21 protein-coding genes are annotated in these 21,736 nt (G+C 65.2%); 10 read left to right on the top strand and 11 right to left on the bottom strand.

What is annotated here, in order from left to right:
* Positions 1 to 5: 5 nt before the first annotated feature.
* The gene (gene cas2 / locus HOP52_RS16700) at positions 6 to 281 is read right to left on the bottom strand and encodes a CRISPR-associated endonuclease Cas2 (protein ID WP_238978548.1); all 276 of its coding nucleotides are present in this window, start codon (positions 279 to 281) and stop codon (positions 6 to 8) included.
* Positions 282 to 609: 328 nt separating this feature from the next.
* On the opposite strand from cas2, the gene csm6 reads away from it, so the two are divergent.
* Genes csm6 through cas6 form a run of 7 tightly spaced genes read left to right on the top strand, consistent with a single transcriptional unit; the run spans position 610 to position 9,297 of the window.
* Entirely contained in the window at positions 610 to 1,779 is a 1,170-nt protein-coding gene (gene csm6, locus HOP52_RS16695) for a CRISPR-associated ring nuclease Csm6 (protein WP_238978547.1), read from the top strand.
* Positions 1,779 to 4,466, top strand: coding sequence for a type III-A CRISPR-associated protein Cas10/Csm1 (cas10, locus tag HOP52_RS16690; protein ID WP_238978546.1), 2,688 nt, complete (start codon positions 1,779 to 1,781; stop codon positions 4,464 to 4,466). Before csm6 ends, cas10 begins: the two co-directional genes overlap by 1 nt.
* Before the next feature lie 35 nt (positions 4,467 to 4,501).
* Positions 4,502 to 4,879, top strand: coding sequence for a type III-A CRISPR-associated protein Csm2 (csm2, locus tag HOP52_RS16685; RefSeq protein ID WP_238978545.1), 378 nt, complete (start codon positions 4,502 to 4,504; stop codon positions 4,877 to 4,879).
* A gap of 36 nt (positions 4,880 to 4,915) precedes the next feature.
* Complete coding sequence (csm3, locus tag HOP52_RS16680) at positions 4,916 to 5,635, top strand: type III-A CRISPR-associated RAMP protein Csm3 (protein WP_238978544.1); 720 nt, start codon at positions 4,916 to 4,918, stop codon at positions 5,633 to 5,635.
* A 47-nt stretch (positions 5,636 to 5,682) separates the two neighbouring features.
* Positions 5,683 to 6,660, top strand: a complete 978-nt coding sequence (gene csm4, locus HOP52_RS16675) for a type III-A CRISPR-associated RAMP protein Csm4 (RefSeq protein WP_238978543.1) — start codon at positions 5,683 to 5,685, stop codon at positions 6,658 to 6,660.
* A complete protein-coding gene (locus HOP52_RS16670; RefSeq protein ID WP_238978542.1) occupies positions 6,660 to 8,354 on the top strand; it encodes an RAMP superfamily CRISPR-associated protein in 1,695 nt (564 codons plus the stop codon). The genes csm4 and HOP52_RS16670 overlap by 1 nt, the downstream gene beginning before the upstream one ends.
* A complete protein-coding gene (gene cas6 / locus HOP52_RS16665) occupies positions 8,347 to 9,297 on the top strand; it encodes a CRISPR system precrRNA processing endoribonuclease RAMP protein Cas6 (protein WP_238978541.1) in 951 nt (316 codons plus the stop codon). Before HOP52_RS16670 ends, cas6 begins: the two co-directional genes overlap by 8 nt.
* 35 nt (positions 9,298 to 9,332) lie before the next feature.
* Here the strand turns inward: cas6 and HOP52_RS16660 are convergent, their stop codons facing one another.
* Together HOP52_RS16660 and HOP52_RS16655 are read right to left on the bottom strand one after the other, a co-directional pair.
* Complete coding sequence (locus HOP52_RS16660; RefSeq protein WP_238978540.1) at positions 9,333 to 9,599, bottom strand: Txe/YoeB family addiction module toxin; 267 nt, start codon at positions 9,597 to 9,599, stop codon at positions 9,333 to 9,335.
* Complete coding sequence (locus tag HOP52_RS16655) at positions 9,592 to 9,873, bottom strand: type II toxin-antitoxin system Phd/YefM family antitoxin (RefSeq protein ID WP_238978539.1); 282 nt, start codon at positions 9,871 to 9,873, stop codon at positions 9,592 to 9,594. Before HOP52_RS16655 ends, HOP52_RS16660 begins: the two co-directional genes overlap by 8 nt.
* A gap of 245 nt (positions 9,874 to 10,118) precedes the next feature.
* Here HOP52_RS16655 and HOP52_RS16650 point away from each other — a divergent pair, with 245 nt between their 5' ends.
* Positions 10,119 to 11,327: a Card1-like endonuclease domain-containing protein gene (locus HOP52_RS16650; protein WP_238978538.1), complete on the top strand. Its 1,209-nt coding sequence runs from the start codon at positions 10,119 to 10,121 to the stop codon at positions 11,325 to 11,327.
* A gap of 84 nt (positions 11,328 to 11,411) precedes the next feature.
* Here the strand turns inward: HOP52_RS16650 and HOP52_RS16645 are convergent, their stop codons facing one another.
* From HOP52_RS16645 to HOP52_RS16635, 3 genes are all read right to left on the bottom strand, one after another.
* Entirely contained in the window at positions 11,412 to 12,341 is a 930-nt protein-coding gene (locus tag HOP52_RS16645) for an HAD-IIB family hydrolase (protein WP_238978537.1), read from the bottom strand.
* Positions 12,342 to 12,572: 231 nt separating this feature from the next.
* Positions 12,573 to 13,109, bottom strand: a complete 537-nt coding sequence (locus HOP52_RS16640; RefSeq protein ID WP_238978536.1) for a porin family protein — start codon at positions 13,107 to 13,109, stop codon at positions 12,573 to 12,575.
* 85 nt (positions 13,110 to 13,194) lie between these two features.
* Positions 13,195 to 14,127, bottom strand: coding sequence for an EamA family transporter (locus tag HOP52_RS16635; protein WP_238978535.1), 933 nt, complete (start codon positions 14,125 to 14,127; stop codon positions 13,195 to 13,197).
* Between the two features lie 136 nt (positions 14,128 to 14,263).
* Here HOP52_RS16635 and HOP52_RS16630 point away from each other — a divergent pair, with 136 nt between their 5' ends.
* Both HOP52_RS16630 and pta read left to right on the top strand, forming a co-directional pair.
* The gene (locus HOP52_RS16630; RefSeq protein WP_238978534.1) at positions 14,264 to 15,442 is read left to right on the top strand and encodes an acetate/propionate family kinase; all 1,179 of its coding nucleotides are present in this window, start codon (positions 14,264 to 14,266) and stop codon (positions 15,440 to 15,442) included.
* Positions 15,439 to 17,616, top strand: coding sequence for a phosphate acetyltransferase (gene pta / locus HOP52_RS16625; protein ID WP_238978533.1), 2,178 nt, complete (start codon positions 15,439 to 15,441; stop codon positions 17,614 to 17,616). The genes HOP52_RS16630 and pta overlap by 4 nt, the downstream gene beginning before the upstream one ends.
* Positions 17,617 to 17,666: 50 nt before the next feature.
* On the opposite strand, the gene HOP52_RS16620 is transcribed toward pta, so the two are convergent.
* From HOP52_RS16620 to HOP52_RS16600, 5 genes are all read right to left on the bottom strand, one after another.
* The gene (locus HOP52_RS16620) at positions 17,667 to 18,470 is read right to left on the bottom strand and encodes a thiazole synthase (RefSeq protein ID WP_238978532.1); all 804 of its coding nucleotides are present in this window, start codon (positions 18,468 to 18,470) and stop codon (positions 17,667 to 17,669) included.
* Between the two features lie 23 nt (positions 18,471 to 18,493).
* Positions 18,494 to 18,694, bottom strand: coding sequence for a sulfur carrier protein ThiS (thiS, locus tag HOP52_RS16615; RefSeq protein WP_238978531.1), 201 nt, complete (start codon positions 18,692 to 18,694; stop codon positions 18,494 to 18,496).
* Positions 18,694 to 19,719 (bottom strand): YeiH family protein, encoded by a 1,026-nt coding sequence (locus HOP52_RS16610; protein WP_238978530.1) that lies wholly within the window; start codon positions 19,717 to 19,719, stop codon positions 18,694 to 18,696. Before HOP52_RS16610 ends, thiS begins: the two co-directional genes overlap by 1 nt.
* 138 nt (positions 19,720 to 19,857) lie before the next feature.
* Positions 19,858 to 20,346 (bottom strand): universal stress protein, encoded by a 489-nt coding sequence (locus HOP52_RS16605; protein WP_238978529.1) that lies wholly within the window; start codon positions 20,344 to 20,346, stop codon positions 19,858 to 19,860.
* Between the two features lie 40 nt (positions 20,347 to 20,386).
* Entirely contained in the window at positions 20,387 to 21,727 is a 1,341-nt protein-coding gene (locus HOP52_RS16600) for a TRAP transporter large permease (RefSeq protein WP_238978528.1), read from the bottom strand.
* Positions 21,728 to 21,736: the final 9 nt, after the last annotated feature.

Genomic DNA, 21,736 nt, shown 5'->3' with positions numbered 1-21,736 from the left:
TCCCCTCACCCCACCCACATGAAGGCTTCATCAAGCGGCGCCACGCCCTGCCCCAGCGGATGAATGGTGCGCTGGCGCTGCAGGCAGAGCAGTGCAAAGGCGTCGTCACCCTCAGTCAGGTCGCGCATGGTGGCCAGCAGCTCTTCCCGCTCGCGGTGCGTGAGATAGCACTCGAAGCAGGAGTACTGCCGCCCGCTGGCATACCCTTTGAGCACCTTGAGGCACATACGCAGCCGCTTGGGACAAGTGATGTCGTAACAGGCGAGGTAGAGCTTTCGCATTTCGACTCCCTCCGCACCGACGAGGCATGGCACATATTTCCTATTCGCACTAAGCCTAGCCGGGCACTCGCTCACCGCTGAGCTTCGAAAGGTTTTGGCTGCTGGTTCATAACCTTACGAAGTCCCAAATTCTCACGCGGAAGGTTCAAGATCCCTGCCATGACCGTGCGTTCAGGGAGCTTGTATGCTGCCGATTACCCCCAAGTCGACCGAGGTGGACTTGCGGTAACGGCAACTTCGCATAGCATGGAGGGGAAGTTCAGCCTTCGTCACAGGGTGCCAGGGAAGCAAACGCCGCTCAGTAGGTGCGGCCAACAAGGAGCCAGACATGGCACAGCAGCCGATTTTTCTGATGGTGGCCGGGCTGTCACCGCAGGTCGTAACGGAAACGCTCTACGCATTCCATCGCGAGTCGTCCACCAGTCTGGTGGGCGCCGAGCTGCATCTGATTACCACGCTGGAAGGCGCGCAGCGTGCCGAACTAACCCTGCTCACCGGCGCCAACGCCCGCCTACCCAAGCTGATCGCCGACTATGGCCTACCCGACATTCGCTTCTCCACCACCCACCTGCATATCATTCCTGACAGCCAGGGCCGACCACTAGAAGATATTCGCACTCCAGACGATAACGCCGCCGCAGCCAACTTCATCACTCAGCGCGTACGCGATTTCACCTCACGCCCGGATACCGCTCTGCATGTCTCTCTGGCAGGAGGCCGCAAGACAATGGGCTTCTATATTGGCTATGCACTGTCGCTATATGGCCGAGAGCAGGACACGCTCTCCCATGTGCTGGTCAGCGAACGCTTCGAATCGCACCCTGAGTTCTTCTACCCCACCCCGGAGTCTCAGGTGATCTATACCCGCGATGGCAAACCGCTGGATACTCGCCGCGCCGAGGTCACGCTGGCACGCATCCCCTTTGTGCGTCTGCGCGATGAGCTGCCACAAGAGGCGCTGGTGCAGCAGCTCAGCTTCAGCGACGCAGTGGCACTGCTAAACGCAGCAACGCAACCAGCTCAGCTAAGGGTTTCCGTAAGTACCCCTCGGCTGATCTGCAACGGTATCAGCGTCACGCTTGAGCCCATGGAATGGATGCTTTACCTGTGGTTCGTGCACCGCTGTCAGCAGCGCGCAGAGCCGCTAACCCCGCCGGTGGAAGGCCACCCCGACCGGGCGCTGGCCAATGAGATGCTCGGAGTGATTCGCCACTTCGACCTGGAAGACCGCCTTTCTCCCCGCAGCCTGGCTGCCCTGGAGGATGGCCTGGACCTGGGCCCGCTGCGCACACGCCGCTCCACCCTGCACCGCAAGCTGAAGCTGGGCCTGGGCCGCCGCCTGGCAGAACCTTTCATGATCGCTAACGTACGCCACCAGCGACATAGCGGCTGGGCGCTGACGCTATGCCCGGAGCAGATCACACTCACGCATCATCCACTGGACGGGCCACTTGATTCTTCACCTACCCCTCACGTATCGCAGGGAGGAGCCACTTGATGCAGGCCAACGATTCTCAAACGGTTGATCAGGCGCTGCTGCAGGCCAGCAGCCGAGTGGCCTTTGCCGGCCTGGTGCACGACCTGGGCAAGCTCGGCGAACGTGCACGGGTGGAAGCGCCCAAGTCGCACATCGACGCCAATGTTCATCTTTACTGCCCCTTCAACAAGGAGAAGGGCTTTCACAGCCACAAACATGCCGCCTATACGGCGCTGTGTCTGGATCGTATCGAGCGCCACCTACCCCACCTTACCGGCGACAGCGTAGCGCCCTTTGCGAGCTGGAAGTCACAGGGAGCGGATGACTCGCTGCTCAACGCCGCAGCCATGCATCACAAGCCCGATACCCTGCTGCAGTGGGTGATCGCCACGGCGGATCGCATCGCCTCCGGCTTCGAGCGTGAAACCTTTGCCGAATACAACAAGGCCGAGGAGCGCAACCACTACCGCACCCGGCTGCTCTCACTCTTCGAGCCGCTTTACCGGGAAGAGCAAGCCAGTGCCATCGACCAGTTGAAGTATCGCTACCCGCTGGCGCCGCTGAATCCCGAAAGCCTGTTTCCCGTAGCGCGGGATCAGGCCGAGCCGGACAACAACGGTGCGGCCCAGGCCGAGTACCTGGCGCTATGGGAACAGTTCTGCCACAAGCTGGAGCGGATCCCACCCAGCCACCGCAAACAGTGGCCACTGTGGCTGGACCATTTCGATAGTCTATGGATGGAAACCGCTCAGTCCATCCCCGCGGCAACAGCGTTCAACAGCCGCCCGGATGTGTCGCTCTACGACCATAGCCATACGGTGGCAGCCATGGCCACGGCGCTATGGCGCTATCACCATGAGCGAGGCGACGATCCAGAACAGGTGCGCAAGGCCATGCAATATCGCCAAGACTGGGACGAGGCCAAGTTCCTGCTGATTCAGGGTGATTTCTTCGGCATTCAGGACTTCATCTTCAGCGCTGGTGGCGAGACTCGCAAGAGGGCCAACAAGCTGCTGCGTGGTAAGTCATTCTATGTGTCGCTGCTGTGCGAACTGGCCGCCCTGCGCCTGCTCGAAGCTCTGGCGCTGCCCGCAACCAGCCAAATTACCAACGCCGCCGGCAAGTTCATGCTGGTGGCGCCCAACACACCGCGCACCCAGGCCGCCATTGCCCGGGTGGCGACAGAGTGCCAAGACTGGTTTGGCCAGCACAGTTTCCACCTTTCCGGCATCGGCCTGGCCACCACAGAAGCCTGCGCTAACGACTTCCTGGCTGGAAAAGGCGGGCAAGAACCGCCTTTTCGCCACCTGATGCAGCGCCTGTTTGCGGCACTGGAGACCGCCAAATACCAGCGGCTGTCGCTGACCGACCCGGAAGTGCCCATCATTCAGAGCAACTTTTTAAGTCGCTTTGATCAAGAGAAAGGCATCTGCGCCCTGGACGGCCGCTCACCGGCCGAGGTGCGGCTGGAGCGCGATAACACGCAGAGCCCCTGGGTCAGCCGGTTGGCCCGCGACCAGGTCCAGATCGGTGAGTGGCTGGCACAGCCTCGCCATCAGCGGCTGGTCATTACGCGTGGCCAGCCGCTGCATGACGGCTTGACGCTGGCCATTTTCGGCTATGGCGTCGGCTTTACCGGCCCGGGCGAGGCCAGCGGCCAGTTCGGCGCCCTGGCCAAGCAGGGCGAACTGGTGCGCTGCTGGGATATTTCACTGCCCACCCTCGACGACACCAGCCTGTTCCATGGCTATGCACGGCGCTTTATCAACGCCTATGTGCCGCTGTTCGGCTCACCCGATGGCTACGAGCAGCAGCGCTACGGCGACCATGCTCCGCTCGATGAAATAGCGCCCGGCAAGATCAAGACGCTGGAGCACCTGGCCTGCGAGGACCGCGGCCCACTGCTCAAAGAGGACCACTGGGTTGGCCAACGCGCCCTGCATATCCTCAAGGGCGACGTGGATGACCTGGGGCTGTTGTTCGAGCGCGGTCTGGCCCAGCCCAGCTTTGCTCGCATGGCGGCACTCTCCCGCCAGATGCACTTCTTCTATAGCCTCTGGCTGCCGGCCTGGTGTGCCCGCCACGCGCCGAACACCTATACGGTGTTTGCCGGCGGCGACGACTTCTTCCTGATCGGTCCCTGGAAGCAGACAACCCGCCTGGCGCTGCAGATGCGCCAGCAGTTCGAGCGCTTTGCCGCACACAACCCCGGGCTGCACTTCAGCGCCGGCCTGCTGCAGGTCAAACCCGGCGCGCCCATTCAGGCGCTGGCCGAGCAGAGCGAGCAGGCACTGGAGCTGGCCAAGGCCGAGCCCGGCAAGGATCACGTCACGCTATACGGCCAGACCCTTGGCTGGCCGGTGCTGGCTGAGCTGCTGCACACTTCCGAGCGCCTGTTGGCCCAACGTCGCGAGGCCGCGGTACCGCTTTCCACCGGCTACCTCTATGGCCTGCTGGAGCTGTCCCAGATGGCAAGCGAAGCCCAAGTACGCCCAGAGGCGGGGCTGTGGCGCAGCTATCTGAGCTACCGCACCCAGCGCAACGTGATCGATAAGCTTTCGAAACGTCCTGGCGAAACGCGCGACGCCTATGCTGAGCGCCAACGCCAGGCGTGTGACGATGTGCTGTCGCCGATTGCCCAGGGCATCACTCAGCACCGTCAACGCTTCCAGATTGCCATACAACACCTGCTCTATCAGCTGCGCTGAGCCAGCTTTTTCTCAATGCCACCGGGAGAGACCAGATGAGCGACACGCCTTTCGATCTGCGCAACCCCAGCGCCGAGCTCTATGACAAAAATGCCGAGCAGTTCGCCGGCATGTTTCGCAAGCCGGAATCGAGCCAGCTTCGGCGCTTCTATGATGAACTGGTCCGCCTGGAGACCCAGGCCCGCCAGCAGCCGGAAAAGTGGGAAGAGATCAAGCCGCTGGTCAAGATGCTCAATGCCCAGGTGGCCTATGCCCATGGGCGCCAGCATGTCGATGAAGTGTTCTACAACGCCTTTGTGGAGCTGATTCGCCAGATTGAATCGCTTGAGCACCTGACCCGCTGCAAGCATTTCCTGGAAGCCACCATCGGCTTTCGCAAGCTCAAGGAAGCCCAGGCAAAGTCGCGCCGCTGAACACCATCACATGCCATGGCCAAGGAGATTAAGGATATGAAACTGGAAGCTATAGACATTCTGGAGGGGACGCTTGAGGTGGTGACCGGCCTGCATATCGGCGCGGGCAGCGCCGGCATGCGCATCGGCGGCATCGACAGCCCGGTGGTCAAACATCCCCTAACCGAGCTGCCCTATATTCCCGGCTCCTCACTCAAGGGCAAGGTCCGCAGCCTGCTGGAGTGGCAGGCGGGTGCCGTGGTAGCAAGCAACGGCGGCCCGGTGAGCTGGGAACAGGCCAGCCAGGCCGAAGATACCGCCATGGCGAAGCGAGTGGTACAGCTGTTCGGCACCAGCGGCGACGCCAAACTCGATATGGATGAAGCGCTGGCGCTGGGCCCCACACGGCTTGCCTTCTGGGACTGCCAACTCTGTTCCTCATGGCTTGAAGAGATCGACTGGGCCGAGCGGCGCCAGCCGCTCACCGAGGAGAAGAGCGAGAACAGCATCGACCGCATTCGCGGGGTGGCGCAGAACCCGCGCTTTATCGAGCGGGTACCGGCCGGCGCACGCTTCGACTTCCGCCTGACCTTCAAGCGTTTGACCGATGACGATGACGCTCTGCTCGACCTTCTGCTGCGCGGCCTGGCCCTGCTGGAGCTGGACGGCCTGGGCGGCAGCGGCAGCCGTGGCTATGGCAAGGTGCGCTTCTCCCGCCTTCAGCAGGGCGATACCAATCTCTGCCCGCGCCTGCGCGAGGCGCTGAGCGCCACCTGAACCGGCGCACCACCGCCATGCTTGCCACCGCCTGACAAGGAACCGCCATGTCCCGCTATCGCCTTACCATCGAACCCTTGACCGCATTCGCCACACCGCTGAAGGGCGACACGCTGTTTGGCCAACTTTGCTGGACACTGCGCCACCTGAACGGCCTCGAAACCCTAACGGCGTGCCTGGCGGGCTATGGCAAGGGGCGCCCCTTTCTCGTGGTTTCCGACGCGCTGCCCCACGGTTTTCTCCCCCGCCCCACGCTGCCGGCCCACCTGATCGGCTTCAATATGGCCGATGCGAGCAACCGCAAAGCGGCCAAGCGTCGGCAGTGGTTGCCGGAATCGAAATCGGGCGAGCCGCTGGAGACCTGGCACCAGCATCTGGTCGCGTGCGGCCACCAAGATGATGGCAAGGTGCCAGCCCCTCACCTGGAGGAGCAGAGCCACAACACCATCAATCGGCTGACCAATACCACTGGCACCGGGCAGTTCGCCCCCTACAGCCGCTCGGTGAGCCACTATGCCCCCGGTACCCGCCTGGATCTCTATGTCGTGCTGGATGATCGCCTGGAGGTCGCCACCCTGAAGCAGCTGATGGCTCGCTGCGGCCAGCAGGGTTTCGGCAAGGAGGCCACCACCGGGCTTGGCAAGTTTCGCGTAGTAAGCTGCGAAGCGCTGCCTGAGCCAGCTTCCGCTCGCCATTGGCTGACCCTGGGACCCTGCGTGCCAGCAGCCGATACGGAAGAAAATGACGCCTGGGTGGCAAGAGAGAGCTTCTACAGCCTGCACGTGCGCTTTGGTCGCCATGGCGACCTGGCGGCGGTGTCGGGGCAACCCTACAAGAACCCGGTGATCATGGCACAGACCGGCGCCCTGATGACCCGCCATGCACCTGCCGCGCTTACCTGGGTGGGCACTGGCCTGGGTGGCAACGGCGAGCTTTCCCGCGCCCTGCCCGAGACAGTGCATCAGGGCTATGCGCCGGCTGTGCCGGTCAGCGCCGGCGCCTCACTCGACAAGGAGGTGGCCTGATGACGGAACGCGACACCCAACACTATGCCCTGCGGCTAACCACCCTGGCGCCGGTACATATCGGCACCGGCCAGGATATCGACGCCACCCGCTATGTGGTCGATGACGGGCGGCTCTTCGAGCTCGACCCCCTGGCCATGATGTCGCTGCTCAACGCTGGGCAACGCCAAGCGCTGGAACAATGCTGCGATGACGTACCACTGCTGGAAGACGGCGGCGATCGCAAGCGCCAGGCGGCACAGGTGCAGCGCGCCTTTGTGCGGCTGCAGCGCTTCTTTCATGAACATCGAGAGACGCTCAAGAGTGCGGCCCGGGATGTTCGTCCGATCACCCCCCAGTTCGAGCGCTACTACCGGGACAAGCTGGGCATCGGCACCAAGCCAAACGAACGCGCCCGGCTGGAGGTTGCCGCCACCCTGACCTCGCCGCTGACACAGCAGCCGGTGATTCCCGGCTCGACCCTCAAGGGCGTGCTGCGCACGGCCATTACCAATCTTGGCGCTCGAGCGCAAAGCCAAGCACTCGAGAAACAGCGTGTTGACAGGAACAAGAAGGCACGCATGATTGAGCAGGGGCTTCTGAACTACGATGACAAGCATATCGATCAGGACCCCTTTGCCGGTATCAAACTGGCCGATGCCATGACCAGCCGCGCGCTGCCACGACAGATCCTGTTTGCCCAACAGGTGTCTCGCAAAACGCCCGACGAGGCCAACGCCCGCGACAGCAGAAATAGTTTCTACAAGAACCACGTGCCGCTGGAAGTCATCCCGCCCTTTGCGGTGCGTGCCTTCGATACCCGGTTGACGGTTCGCCGCGACTTCCTCGAGAAGCGTGGCGGCAAAGGCGACCGGCAGTTGGCGGAGCTGACACTCGAGCAGGTCTTTGTGGCGCAGAATCGCTTTGCACTGCCCCAGCTAGAGGCCGAGCTGGCCCGCCTGGAGCGCCAGGATGTCCACCAGGGCTGCTACTGCGCGCCGGAAACCAGCTGGATCACGCTGATGCGCCGCCTGCTGCGCGAGCTGGAATCGCCGCTGCGAGAGGGCCGGGCTGCTCTGATGCGCCTGGGCCACTACGCCGGTGCCGAGAGCAAGACCTGGGATGGGCTGCGCGATATCGATGTATCACTAGGTAAAAGGCGCAAATTTTCCGACACACCGAGTACCGCCTGGCTTGCAACCCCTTCCCCACGTCAGGGACAGTTCGGTCTGCCCCTTGGCTGGGTGCTGGTGGAAAACGCCGATGAACCGCTGAACCTATCCGCCCTGGAGCCGCTCAAGGCGACCAGCGTCGGCTGGGCAGCGGAGTTTGACGCCTGCCGGGACGAACTGGCCGAGCTGCGTGCGGCTCGAAAGGAGGCGCAGGCCAGGCAACGCCAGCAGGAGGCCGAACTGGCCGAGATGGAACGTGCCCAGCGCGAGAAAGCCGAGCGTATGGAGCGGCTCACGCCAGCCGGACGAGCGGTGGAAGCGTTGCGCGAGAAGCTGGCCAACGACCAGCGCTTCAAGATCAGCGATGTCTCGGGCGAACTGCGCACGCTACTCAACCAGGCCGTCGCCAAGGTAGTCGAAGAGGGTGACCCCGAGTTGAAGACCGAAACCCGCGAACTATTCAGTGCCTGCTGCCAGCTATGGGGCGTGGATCGCAAGAAAAACAAGAAGCTCAAGGAACTGTGGAAACCGCTGAATGAATGATCTACCGCTGTGCCGCCCGGGCGATACGCTGCCGCTCGCCCGCTACCGTTTTACCCTGCAGGCCGAGGCTCCCCTGCATCTTCCCGCCTATCCCGGCTCCATGCTGCGCGGCAGCTTAGGCCATGGGCTGCGCTCGGTCAGCTGCATCACGCGTCAAAACACCTGCGAGGGCTGCCCACTGCTGGAAGCCTGCCAATACCCCGCTCTGTTTCAACCACGCCCCTCGACGGAGCTGGCCGCACGCTTTCCCGAGGTACCCGCACCTTATGTTATCGAGGTGCCGCTGGGCACACCCACAACCTTGGCCCCCGGCGAACGTTTCCACTTCGAGATGGTGCTGTTCGGCCCGGCACAGGCGCAGTTGGGAACGCTGATCCTTGCTTGGCAGCGTGCCGCCTGGCACGGCCTGGGCAAGGGCCGAGCCCGAGCCACGCTGACCGCTGTCGAGTGGGAACGGACACCCGACGACTGGCTGACGGTGTTCACTCCCGACACCGGTAGCGTCACTCCGCACCGTGCCCGGCTGGCACTGCCGGAGATTCCCGCCGAGACAAGCACGGTCACCCTGCAGTTGGACACTCCCACGCGACTTCAGTACCACGGCAAGCTATGCAACAGCTGGCAGCTCACTGCATCTATCGTGCTGCGCACGCTGGAGCGTAAGGTAGCGCTGTATGCCCACTGTTATCTGGGCGCGTTGCCAGCAGCACCGAAAGACGCAAGCCTGGAAAGCATTCGGCTCGATGCCAGCACCCGGCTCTATCAATGGCAGCGCTACTCCAGCCGACAACAGCAGCGCATGGCCATGGATGGCCTAGTCGGAACCTTGACGCTGCATGGTCAGCTAGCCCACTGGCTTCCCTGGCTGTGGCTGGGCCAATACACGCACCTGGGAAAGAATACGAGCTTCGGCCTGGGGCGCTATCGATTACATCAGTCGTAACCCCAAACTCGATTGTCTCATCCTCAATACTATCGCTACTTCAGGTAGTGGTAGCGGCAGGAGAGGATGGTGAGGTAGCCCTCGTCCACGGCATAGACCAGCCGGTGGGACTCATCGATGCGCCGCGACCAAAAGCCCGAGAGGTTCTCCTTGAGGGGTTCGGGCTTGCCGATGCCTTCGAAAGGGGTGCGCTGGGTCTCCTGGATCAGCTTGTTGATGCGCCTCAGCGTCTTGCGATCCTGTCCCTGCCAGTAGAGGTAATCCCGCCACGCCTCGTCGGTCCAGGCCAGCAGCCTAGTCATCGAGAGCCTTCTCGGGGCCCGGGTCGTCGATCGGATCACGCTGTTTCGCCTGCCCCTGGCGATACTGCTCGATGGAGCGCGCCAGGTGCTCGGCGTTGGCCGGGGACTTCAGCAGATGCACGGTCTCCATCAGGCTGTTGTAGTACTCCAGCGACATCACCACCGCATCCTCGGCATCGCGCCGAGTGATCACCGTGCAGTCGGCGTCACTGACCACCTGATCCAGCACTCGCTTGAGACTGTTGCGTGCCTCGGTAAAGGAGACGATGTTCATGTTTTCCTCCACATGCCCGACCCCACATGTTCAACTAACCGTACAAGTTTACCAGCACTGCGCTGACTGACAACCTCTCCCGACCGGCCTGCTCCACCGTCACGACTCAGCAATGGGGGGGCTTGCACGACAACGTTTTTTTCGCCGCGATGGCGACAGACGGCAAGCAAGGGATATAGCCTGTCTTCTATGAGGGCGGCCATCCCACCCCGATCGGTCGCCGCCGCCGCAGAAGGAACGAGGCCATGTCCCACCTGCACATCGCGCTGGTCAACGAGCATCCCGAGCGTACCCTGATTCCGCTGCTTCAGCTGCGACCCGAACGAATCGTGCTGGTGGCCTGCCGACGCGGGCAGCAGGCCGCCGAGCGGCTACGCATCCTGTTGCAGCACGAACTGCCCGAGGCCCACGAGATCCGCCTGCATGAAGGCCTGCCCCAAGGCGACCCGCAGCGCATCGCCGAGCTCGCCCTGGCGCTTGCCGACGAGCTGGCCAGTCAGCAGCGCGAGGTGCCGCCACTCGAGGTCACCTGCGACCTGGCCGGCGGCGACCGCTTGACCGCCCTGCTGTTCCAGCAGGCCATGCGCCACTGTGACGCCGACTGTCTGCACCTCGACCCCGAACGCGACGTCATCCACCGCCTCGGCCCGACACTCGATCCCCACTCCCTGCAGCGCCTGCCGATCACCGCGGTGCTGACCGCCGATCTTATCCTTCAGGCCCATGGCCGCAAGCGCATCCGGGCGGCCTCGGACGGCGCCGAGTGGCGGGAGACAGTGATTTCACGCCGGCCCCTGACCCGCTTCCTGGCCCATCAGGCGCCGCGCATCGCAGCGCTGCTCGTGGAGCTCAAGGGGCTGCTCGCGCCCTCCCCGGAAGCCGCCGGGAGGGCCGCCGACCCATCGCACCTGCTCACCCACACCCCGCCCTTTCCCGAGACCGACGCCCTGCAGCGGCTCAGCGAGGCGGGGCTGATCGGCTGGTCCCAGCAGCAGCCACGGACACTGAGCGTGGCCACCCCGGCGGCGGCCGACTACCTGACGGGGGGCTGGCTCGGCGAATACGCCTGGCTAAGCGCCCGGGACGCCGGGCTGCAGAGGGCCTGCGGCGAGGCCCATGTGCTCGATCTCAGCGGACGCCACAACGACGAACCCACGGTGTTCGACTGCCTCGCCGTGCACCGCAACCGGCCGCTGATCCTCGAATGCCTGGCACGCCCCGACGATGATGCCGCGGTGCTGCACCGCCTCTATGAACTGGCCGAGCACGGCGACGAGCTCGGGGCCACCCGGGTAGTGCTGAGCGACGCCCCCCTGGGCAGTGCCGGGCAACGCGAATCCCATCTGCGCCGCGCCCAGCGCCTGGGGGTCGCGGTGCTGGAGGGGGACGAACTCACCCGGCTGCCGGCCAGCCTCAAACAGTGGATGGACAGCGGACGCTGGCCGGCCGGCTAAACTCGACCGACGGCAAGGCCGTCTCTCGCGCCGAGCCAGGGCACCGAGCCAGGGCGCGTGATGCCACTCACCGCCTCGCCACCCTCACACCGGCATCTCGGCGCTCGCCATTACCGGCATCTTGGCACTCACCGCTGCGTGGCGGCGGGAATCGGCCGCTGCCCGGGGGATCAACCGGCTGTCGGCTCGCCCCCACCAGTGGGCCACTCCCTCGACCCAGCCGGCGGCCCCGGTGGCCACGGTGCGATACAGGGCCGGCTGCGCCGGCTCGACGGTGAGGCCGTGGCGGTTGCGGATCACCACCGCCTGGTCCACCGCCTCGAGCATCCCCACGTCGTTGGGGCCATCGCCCAGCGCCAGCGTGTGCGGGCGACGGCCGCGCAGCGCTTCGAAACGGCTCAGCAGCCAGTCGACGGCGCGGCCCTTGTCGGCCTGGCCGGTGACGTGCCAGAAGCGCTCCCCGCGCAGCAGGCTGAGACCGTCACCCGCCAGCCCCTCGCGCAAGGCCTCGAGCTGGGCGTCGTCGCCGTGCCACAGCAGCGGCTCGCTGCCCTCGCGCATGCGCGCCAGGCGCGCCTCGCCCTCTTCGAGCCCGGCCACCACGCTCAGCTCCTCCAGCGCTATCTCGCTCATCAGGGTGAAGTCCGCCCCCAGCCGCTGGCGCCATACCGAGAGCCGCTTGCGAATGAAGCCGATGTCCACCCCCAGGGTCTTGACCACCAGCCCGTCGGGCCCCGGGCGACGGTCCAGCCGGGCATGGCACCAGGCCGGCGGCAGCCCGACCACGGCGCCGTTCTCGGCGATGAAGGGGGTGTCGGCAAGGCCCAGGGCCAGGCGCAGCGGCGCAAGCTCGCTGCGCGTCCGGCAGGTGACCGGAATCACCGGCACCCCGTGCTGCTTGAGTCGTGCAAGCCAGGGACGCGCCGGGGACCCGTCTGGGCAGTGCGGGTCGAGCAGCGAACCGTCCAGGTCGGTGAACAGCAGGCGCGGCGTCAGAGCATCGTGGACAGGCATGGCATTACCCTCGGACCGGAAGGAAGATAGTCATGTCATGCACGAGGCATGCCAGTTCATCGCAGCACCTTGGCCCGGGGCCCATCGCGCGCCCCCAGCGACACGCCCAGCGCGTTTTTCACCGCGAAGGAACGGCCCGCCCGGAACCCGCACCAAAATTGTGCACACCCCATGACAGAACGCCCCCGACACCTGGGTGCCGGGGGCGAGAGTTCTGCGTCGTGTGTCGCCTTAGAACCGATAGCGTACGCCCACGCTGGCGGCATCGAAGGTGCCGTCAGACTTGTCCAGGTAGCGCATGTAGTCGGCGCCGACCGACAGGTTGGGCGCCACGTCGAACTCGGCCCCGGCGCCGTAGGAGAAGTCACTCTCGCGATCGCTACCCGAAAAACCGCCGGCGGAGCCGGTCATCTTGACCTCGGTCACGCCGGCCAGGCCGTAGATCCGAAACTCCTGGGAGACCGGCACGATGCCCTTGGCGTAGGCACCCACGATATAGTCGAGCTCTGCCTTCACCCCCTGGTTGGTGTCGGAGCCGCCGGTGCCCAGGTGGCCCTCCACGGCGAAGAACTCGTTGAACTGAGCACCGCCGTTGAGACGCAGGCCCACGCCATCGAAGGAAGAGGCGCCGTCCGGATCGAGGCTCCAGAACATCGCGTCACCCCCCACATAGGCCTGGGGATAGAAAGGCTGCTGGGCCTGGGCGGTGGTGGCGAAGGCACCCGCCAGCAGCAGGGCGGAAATCGACGTAACAGCAAAAATTTTCATGGTCTACCTCCAATTAGGAAACAGTGTTTCCCTACTCAGACAACAGTCTGGTACAGAGGCCGGCCGCACGCAAGGATTAAGTGCCTCAGCGCTGCCGCGACAGGCTCAGCACCACGATCCCACCCAGCACGATGGCGCCGCCCAGCAGCTGCACCCCCGAGAGCATCTGCCCCAGCACAAGGTAGCCCAACGCCAGCGAGGCGACCGGCTCGACGTTCATCACCGGTGCATTACGCGCCATATCCAGTCGCGGCACGCTGATGAACAGCAGGGAGAAGGCCACGCTATAGAGCACCGCCAGCGCGCCCAGCCCTACCCAGCCGGTAGTGGATGCCGGCAGCGCCATCCCGCCAGGCACCAGGCTCAGCGTGCCGGCCAGCAGCATGGCGACCAGCACCGTCAGCATGGTCAACAGACTGCGCAGGGTGCTGCCCACCGCACCGAGGTGGTGCTCGGTGATCCACAGGGCACCGGCCAACCCCGCCGCGGCAATCAGCCCGAAGGCCACGCCCGAGCGCCAGTCGGGCCCCATCGCCTCGGGATTGGCCACCCAGGTCGGCACGTCGAGCACCACCACCAGACCGGCCAGGATGACCGCCATGATCAGCGCCGCCCGCAGCGTGGGCCGCGGCCCGCCCAGCGCCCAGGTCAGCAGCGCCAGCTGGATCGGAAAGGTGTTCATCAGGAGCAGCGCCACCACGACCGGAATACGCGCCACCGACGAATAGAGCATCAGGCTCTGCACGGCAATGAGTGCGCCCACCGCGAGCTGCCAGGGCCACGTCGCCCTTGGCAGCACCAGGCGCTTGCCCTGTGCCACGAACAGCACCGAGAGCACCGCCAGAGCCGTTGCCGAACGCACCAGCACCGCCAACAGCAGGCCGGTACCGTCATCGAAGGCCAGCCGGGCCGCCACATGATTACCGGCGAACAGGGTGGCCACGCTGGCCAGGATCAGCACGGCGAGATGGCGCGGCAGCGGGCCCGAAGCGGCCTGGGTCGCGGAGGCTATCGACATGGCGGGATTCCCTGGGGTTTCGAGAAGGCACTCAGCATGCCAGCCTTGTCCGGGGAAGACGACTCCCGATGCTCACTGCTGCAACGCAACACATGATAGACTAAGGTCTAAATTATCCCTAGCCAGTGGAGACTCGATGAACGCCCCGGTGCTGGTCATCAACTGCGGTTCCTCCTCGATCAAGTATGCCCTGGTGCCAGACACCCCCGACCAGCCGCGGCTGGCCGGACTGGCCGAACGGCTGGGCAGCAGCGACGCCCGCCTCAAGGGCACCGACAGCCAGGGGGAGACCTATACCCAAGCGCTCTCCGGCGCCGACCACACCGCCGCCCTCGAGGCGATACTGACGCGCCTGGAGGGCCGCCGTCCCGGCGCCGTGGGCCACCGCATCGTCCACGGTGGCGAGCGCTTCACCCGTGCCGCGCGGATCGACGATGACGTCGTGGCCGCCATCGAGGCAACCGCCGCCCTGGCGCCGCTGCACAATCCCGCCAACCTGCAGGGCATCGCGGCCACCCGCCAGGTGTTCGCCGCGCTGCCCCAGGTAGCGGTGTTCGATACCGCCTTTCACCAGACGCTGCCCCCGCGCGCCTACCGCTATGCGCTGCCGGAAGCGCTCTATCGCGACCATGGCATTCGTCGCTACGGCTTTCATGGCACCAGCCACGCCTATGTCAGTGCCCGTGCCGACGCCTTGAGCGGCCTCGATAGCGGCGGCTGGCTGACCGCCCACCTGGGCAACGGCTGCTCCACCGCCGCGGTGTGGGAGGGCCAGAGCCGCGACACCAGCATGGGCCTGACGCCCCTGGAGGGCCTGGTGATGGGTACCCGCAGCGGCGACGTGGACCCGGGCCTGCACGCCCATCTGGCGCGCCAGCTGGGCTGGAGCCTGGCGCGTATCGACGAGGTGCTCAACCGGGGCAGCGGCCTGCTGGGGCTGTCCGGGCTGACCAACGACATGCGCGAGCTGGAGAGCGCCGCCAAGGCGGGTCACGCCGGGGCCGAGCTGGCCATCGAGGTGTTCTGCTACCGCATCGCCAAGTCGCTGGCCGCCCTCTCCTGCGCCCTGCCGCGGCTGGACGGCATCGTCTTCACCGGCGGCATCGGCGAGAACTCGCCCCAGGTTCGCCAGCGGGTGGTCGAGGCGCTGCCGCATTTCGGCTGTCGTCTCGACGCCGCCGCCAACCGGTCAACCACGCTCGGCCGGGAAGGCCGCATCGACGCCGGCGGCCCGCAGCTGTGGGTCATTCCCACCGATGAAGAGGGGCGCATCGCCGCCGAAACCCGCCAGCTACTCCAAGAGGGTCACGCATGACACCGCGCAACGCCCACCCGCAGCCCCAGGTCCTGCTGATGGTGCCCACCAGCGAGGGCGTCGGCCTGACCTCGGCCAGCCTGGGCCTGATCCAGGCGCTGGACACCATTGGCCTGAAGGCGGGCTTTCTCAAGCCGTTCCGCCAGGACGAACTCAATGGCCCCGGCCCCGACCGCTCCACGGCGCTGGTCGGCACCACCCTGGGCCTGCGCCCGCCGCCCCCGCTCGCCCAGGCCCATATGGAGCGCCTGCTGCGTCAGGATCGCCTCGATGTGCTGATGGAGCAGGTGATCGACCTGCACGACCAGGCGATGGAGTCACATGACGGCAGCCGCCCCGACCTGATCGTGGTGGAGGGCCTGGTGCCCACCTCCCACGGCACCTATGCCACCTCACTCAACGCCCAGTTGGCCCACGCCCTGAATGCGCGGATCATCCTGGTGGGCAGCGGTGACATGCACGACCCCCAGGCGCTGGCCGAGCAGCTCGACATGCATGCCCGAGCCTTCGGCGGGGTGGGCTCGACGCGCACCCTGGGCTGCATCCTGATGCGCATGCGCAACCTGCCCGACCCCGAGAAGGCGCCTGCCCTGGCCCCGGGAACCGCCAGCAAGACGCTCGATGACGAACTGCTGGCCGAGCTGCGCCGCTACTCCCCCGCGCTTGCCACCGACCGCTTTCACCTGATCGGCGTGGTGCCCTACAACCCGGCGCTGGTCGCCCCGCGGGTGCTCGACGTGGCCCGGGCGCTGGGCGCGGAGTTTCTCAACGAGGGCGACGCCGCCAGCCGCCGGGTACTCTCCACCAGCCTGTGCGCCCGCAGCGCCGCCAACGCCCTGCACGCCTTCCGTCCCGGCAGCCTGATCGTCACCTCGGGCGACCGCGACGACATCGTACTGGCCTCGGCGCTGGCCACCATGAACGGCGTGCCCATGGCCGGGGTGCTGCTGACCAACGGCTTCATGCCCAACGACAGCATGGTGGAAATGTGTCGCCCGGCGCTGAAGACCGGCATGCCGGTGCTGGCGGTGGACACCGACAGCTTCACCACCGCCAAGCACCTGGCCGCCATGGGCAACGACATTCCCATGGACGACCTGGAGCGCGCCGAACAGGTGACTCGCTTCGTGGCCGGCTATATCGACCTCGAGTGGCTCAAGGACCACCTCAGCCGCGGCTACGCCCGGCGCCTCTCGCCCTCCGCCTTTCGCCACCAGCTGGTCAAGCTCGCCCAGCAGGCCGACAAGCGCATCATCCTGCCCGAGGGCAGCGAGCCGCGCACCGTGGAGGCGGCGGCCATCTGCCAGCGCCGCGGCATCGCCCGCTGCGTGCTGCTGGCGCGCCGCGAGGAGGTCGAGGAAGTCGCCCGCAACCGCGGCATCGAGCTGCCCGACGACCTGGAGATCATCGACCCCGACCGCATCCGGGCCCGCTACGTGGCCCCCATGGTCGAGCGCCGCAGCGGCAAGCTGAACGCGCTCACCGCCGAGGCCCAGCTGCAGGACAGCGTGGTGCTCGGCACCATGATGCTGGCCCTCGACGAGGTGGACGGCCTGGTCTCCGGGGCGGTGCACACCACCGCCAACACCGTGCGTCCGGCCTTCCAGCTGATCAAGTCCGCCCCCGACTACCGCCTGGTATCGTCGATCTTCTTCATGCTGCTGCCCGAGCAGGTGGTGGTCTACGGCGACTGCGCGGTGAACCCCGACCCCGACGCCGAGGCCCTGGCCGAGATCGCCCTCCAGAGCGCCCGCTCGGCCCAGGCCTTCGGCATCGAGCCGCGGGTGGCGATGATCAGCTACTCCACCGGCGAATCCGGCTCCGGCGCCGACGTGGAGAAGGTGCGCGCGGCCACCCGCCTGGCCCAGCAGCAGGCCCCGGAGCTGCCGATCGACGGCCCGCTGCAGTACGACGCCGCGGCCATCGGGAGCGTGGGCCGCCAGAAGGCCCCGGACTCGCCGGTGGCCGGCCGCGCCACGGTGTTCGTGTTCCCCGATCTCAACACCGGCAACACCACCTACAAGGCCGTACAACGCAGCGCCCGGGTGGTCAGCGTCGGCCCCATGCTGCAGGGCCTCAACAAGCCGGTGAACGACCTCTCCCGCGGCGCCCTGGTGGACGACATCGTCTTCACCATCGCCCTGACCGCCATCCAGGCGGCGCAGCGGGACTAGGTGACCTCGCTCGCCCGCGCCCCACGCTCATCATGAGCGGGGTCGAGGTCTCACGTGGCAGCAATACGCCCACTCTTCGGCGACGAGGCTTCCGCCCGGTCGCGGCGCGGCATGCGTCCGGCCAGGAAGGCCGTCCGCCCGGCTTCCACGGCGCGTTTCATCGCATGGGCCATGCGAATCGGCCGGGGTGAGTGGGCAATCGCCGAGTTCATCAGCACCGCATCGCAGCCCAGTTCCATGGCCAGGGCCGCTTCGGACGGCGTGCCGATGCCGGCATCGATAAGCACCGGCACCCTGGCGCGCTCGATGATCAGGCGGATGTTGTGCGGGTTCTGGATGCCACAGCCCGAGCCGATCAGCGACCCCAGCGGCATGACCGCACAGCAGCCCAGCCGCTCGAGCTCCAGGGCGACGATGGGGTCGTCGCTGGTATAGGCCATGACATCGAAGCCGTCCTTTACCAACTCCTCGGCCGCCTTCAGGGTCTCTACCACATTGGGATACAGGGTCGTGTCGTCCCCCAGTACCTCGAGCTTGACCAGGTTATGCCCATCCAACAGTTCGCGGGCCAGCCTGCAGGTGCGCACTGCGGCACGGGCGTCGTAGCAGCCTGCGGTGTTGGGCAACAGCGTATAGCGCTCCGGCGACACCGCATCCAGCAGGTTGGGCTCATCGGTATTCTGGCCCAGGTTGGTGCGCCGCACGGCGAAGGTCACCACCTCGGTACCGCTCGCCTCCAGTGCCCTGGCCGTCTCGTCGAAATCCCGGTATTTTCCGGTCCCCACCATCAGGCGCGATTGGAAGCGTCTGCCTGCCACCACCAGCGGGGCATCATCGAAAGGTTGGTCATGCATTGCGATCTCCTCCTCGTTCAGGTTCAGCCGCCGCCAATGGCATGGACGATTTCGACGCGATCCCCATGACGGATCTGGCAAGTCTCGTGCTGGCTGCGAGGAACGATTTCTTCGTTCAACTCGACCGCCACACGCCGCCCTTCCAGCCGGTTAGCCACCAGCAGCTGACGGATCGTCGTTTCCGGGCTCAGCAGACGGCTCTCGCCGTTGATCCACACTTGCATCACAGACTCACCACGCCAAACAGGATGAAGGCCAGCACCAGCCCGAGCAGGAACAGGGTCTCGGAGACCATCAGGATGACCGGCTTCCACCCCACCACGGCCAGCTTCTGGAAAGAGGTCTTGATCCCCAGGGCCGCAATGGCAGTGACCAGGCACCAGCGCGACAGGTCCGTCATGCCATCGGCAACGCTCGTCGGAATGGCCCCGAAACTGTTGATGATCACCAGCATCACGAAGGCGACCAGAAAGCCGGGAAGGCGGGGTATCTTACTGCTGTTCTGGCTGCCTTCCGCATGGCGAAATAGCAGAATGAAGCACATCACCACCGGGACCAGCATCGCCACACGCATCAGCTTGACGAAGGTAGCGACATCCCCGGCATCCTCCGAGATCATGTAGCCCGCACCGACGACCTGGGCCACGTCATGGATGGTACCCCCGAGAAAGACCCCAGCCTGCTGGTCGGTGAGACTCAGCACGCCGGCAATCAGCGGATAGAGCACCATGGCCGCCGTCGACAGGGTGGTGACCCCCACCACCGTGAGGATGGTATTGCGCTCGCTGTTGGCCCCGCGAGGCATCACCGCCGAGAGCGCCAGCGCCGCCGAGGCGCCGCAGATCGCCACGGCCCCGCCCGTCAATAGCCCCATGTCACGGTGCAGCCCAAGCAGCCTGGCCAGCAGGACCCCTATCAGAATGGTCAGCACCACACCGGCCACCACCGTGACGATTGGCCCAATGCCAAGCGACGTGACCTGCTCAACGGTGATCCTCACCCCCAACAGGGCAACCCCGAAACGCAGGATGGTGCGGGCCGCAAACTCGATACCCGCCACGCAGCGCCCCTCCTCCGAGAGGAAATGCAGCGCCATGCCGAACAGCAGGGCATAGAGCAGCGTGGGGCCGCCGTAGTGATCGGCGATAAAGGTCGTTGCCAAGGCAATGGTGATGCAGATCAGCACCCCTGGCATGACCTGGGGAAATCCGTCGACAGCTGCACGGGACAGGGTGATGGGACTTCGCATGGCTCGCTTTCCACGTTCGATGATCATGTTGTGCACTTCCTTCGAGCGATCCTGGGCACGAGCGCACCCCCGGCACCGTTTCGGCACCATTCGAGCACTCATATGGATGGAAAAGTGATAGACGCCGCCGGCTCGCCCCTACTCAGGCGGTGGAACCACCACGACTGGCACCTGGCTGCGCTTGAGGACGCCTCGCGTCACCTTGCCGGCGTAGGAGGCGGTAAACCCACGCTTGTTGGAGGCCATCACGATCAGGTCACAGCTCAGCTTCGATGCCCGCTGGACGATGACCTTGGCGGGATAGCCTTCGACCACGTCTCGACTGGCGACACGGGATGCCAAGGCGTCACCGTCTTCGCCCCAGGCACTAAAGAAATTCTCCAGCTTGGCATCCAGCTGCTGGCGGGCATCTTCCAGGCGCTTGCGAATCAGCGCCTGAAGGGTCTGCTTGTCGCGAATATTGACGCGCAGGGTGTTCATCACGTCGTCATCCAGGGACTTGACGGCATGCAAGAGATGCAGCCTGGCTCCGGTGGCCAATGCCAGCCTGACCGCCTGCTCCAGCACCACCTGGCTATCGCTGCGAAGCCCGACACAGCACAGGATGTTCTCGATCGATTTTTCCATACGCCCTCCCGTGAAGTCTGAAAATGATCCAATACTCAGATCAGTAGCCCATGACTCTGGGCAGCCAGAGAGCGATCTCCGGGACATAGGCGATGATGAACAGCGCGATGATCGAGGCGGCGGCAAACGGCAGCGCACGGTAGGAGATTTCCTCGATGGAGGCACCACCGATACCCGAGGCGACGAACAGGTTCTCCCCCAGCGGCGGCGTCTGAAAGCCGATCGCCAGGGCGCAGACCATCACAATGCCCACGTGCACGGGATCGGCACCCAGCATGTACATGATGGGCAGCAGCACCGGGGTCAGGATCATGATGGCCGCCAGGGTCTCCATGAACATACCGACGAACAGCAGGAACATGATGATCATGGCCCAGATGAGGTACATGTTCTGGGTAAAGTCCAGCATCGCCGAGGCGATATAGGCCGGGACACGCTGCTCGACCAGCAAGCGACCGAATACCGTGGCGGTGAACAGAATCAGCAGCACCCGACCGCTGATCCAGGTGGTGGTCTCCAGGGTTTTCATGGCCGGGCGGAACTTGAGCTCCTTGTGGATGAAAATCCCCACCACCAGGGTGTAGAAGATCGCCACGATGGCCGACTCAGTAGGCGTGAAGACCCCAGAGTAGATGCCGCCAAGGATGATGATGGGCGCCAGAATGGACCAGATACCGCGGCGCAGCGCCGTCTTGATCGAGGCCGTCGACCAGTGATCCGTCAGTCCGCGGTAGCCGTGTTTCTTCGACAGTAGGTAATTCATGGTCAGCAAGCTGCCGGCGATCACCATACCCGGGAAGATGCCGGCGATGAACAGCTTAGGAATCGACAGCGTCTGGAAGCTGCCATGCTCCGCAATCGCTTCCGGCGGTGGCATCATGCCCATGCCGGTGATACCGAAGATGACCATGGGGATCGACGGCGGGATCACCACGCCCAGCCCCCCGGAAGACGCGGTGATCGCCGAGGCATAGCTCTTGTCGTAGTGACGCTGCACCATGGCGGGAATCATCAGCATACCCACGGCGGCCGTGGTAGCCGGCCCAGACCCCGAGATGGCACCGAAGAACATACAGGCAAAGACCGTTGCCGCCGCCAGCCCCCCGGTAGCCGGGCCGGCGAATGCTTCGGCGATATCCACCAGCCGGCGCGATATCCCCGAGGCTTCCATCAGGGCGCCCGCCAGTATGAAGGCCGGCAGCGCCATCAGCGGGAAGGAGCCCACCGAGGTAAAGGCGATCTGCACGAAAGAAGCTGGGTTCTGCCCTATATAGAGAAAGGCTGCCAGGGCCGACACGCCGAGTGACGCCGTAATGGGAGCCCCCAGCAACAATAGCAGGAAGAAAGTGCCAAACAGCACATAGACAATGGTGGGATCCATGACGTTATC

Origin of the sequence: Billgrantia campisalis (assembly GCF_022341425.1) — a bacterium.
GTDB lineage: Bacteria > Pseudomonadota > Gammaproteobacteria > Pseudomonadales > Halomonadaceae > Halomonas > Halomonas campisalis.
This window is presented reverse-complemented; position numbering and strand designations above follow the sequence as displayed.